The sequence below is a fragment of the Kurthia sp. Dielmo genome, assembly GCF_000307285.2.
Lineage (GTDB): Bacteria > Bacillota > Bacilli > Bacillales_A > Planococcaceae > Kurthia > Kurthia populi.
On the sequence record NZ_HE578960.1, the window covers coordinates 320,547 to 321,729 of the forward strand.

Annotated in this window: 2 protein-coding genes; both read right to left on the minus strand. The window is 34.4% G+C overall.

Annotated elements, in window-relative coordinates:
• Positions 1 to 217: ATP-binding cassette domain-containing protein (locus KTHG_RS15170; protein ID WP_139994886.1), on the minus strand; the 217-nt coding region annotated here is incomplete at its 3' end.
• Positions 217 to 903 carry an ABC transporter permease gene (locus KTHG_RS15175; protein ID WP_126990390.1) on the minus strand — a complete coding sequence of 229 codons (687 nt, stop codon included), beginning with the start codon at positions 901 to 903 and terminating at the stop codon, positions 217 to 219. The genes KTHG_RS15170 and KTHG_RS15175, both read right to left, overlap by 1 nt.
• Positions 904 to 1,183: the final 280 nt, after the last annotated feature.

A 1,183-nucleotide genomic window follows, 5' to 3' on the forward strand; every position in this document is an offset into this window, starting at 1 on the left:
GTTTTTTCACATCGTTTGAAAGTTGTTCATTATTGAAAAATGTAACTGAGCCAGAAGTGGGTTGAGCTAGCCCTGTTAAAATATTAATGAATGTTGATTTACCTGCACCATTTCGGCCTAAAAAACCAAAAACTTCGCCTTCATAAACTGTTAAATCAACAGAATTCAACACTTGCTTTTTACCGTAGTTTTTCGTTAATTTCTCTACACGTAACATTAGTATTCACCTCGTTTAAAAACCTGTGTTGCCGCAACAATAAGAACGATTGCCGCAATTGGTAAAATAATCATTTGCCAATTTTCTTCTTGAATATAATGCATTGGGCTAATGTAGCGGAAATTGCCCCACCATTTATCTGTATACTCTACTACGTTCGATAAGATGGGTAGCATAATTCCGAAAACAATGCCCAAAAACATCGTCATACGTGGTTTTGGAATCACAATCGATAAAACGACCGCGAAGGCAATTTCAATAATAAGTAAGCATAGTACACTTGCTAAAATTACGCCGCTAAAGGTATGCGATGTAATGCCAATAATAATGACGGCTAAGGCAATACAAGTAACCCAAAATGCAACTGTCCCAATAAACTTTCCCCAAATAATACGATTACTTGATGTACGTGTTAATAAAAAACGAATTGTTCGATTAGAAACTTCTCGATTAATCACATCATGTGATAATGCCATGACGAATAATGGTCCTAAAAATAAAACGATAATAATTAGTCCTGTAGCATATAATGCGGCATCTGTGTCACTGCCATAGCCTAAAAATTCAGCAAAGACACGTCCATTTTTTGAAAAATAATACGATGCGGCAAGTAACACAATAACCATAACAATCGATTTAATATTTTTCGTTAATTGCCAAAACTCCTGCTTTGCAATTGGTAGCATCCTAAATCCTCTCCCTGTTCTGTTTGTATAACTAGTATACCTTTCGAATCTTTCCTTAAATGAAATACAACCTTAACATTTCCTTAAATGTCTAATGAATAGAAAAGAACATGCTAAAATAAACGTGAGGTGAGTTATATGGAACAAGGAAAAATCTTACTTGTAGATGATGAAATAGCGATTTTAACGATGCTAAAGACAATCTTAACAAAAGAAGGATTTACAAAAATCGATACCGCTATAACTGCAGAAGAAGCCTTATCTTATTGTAAGCAGCAAT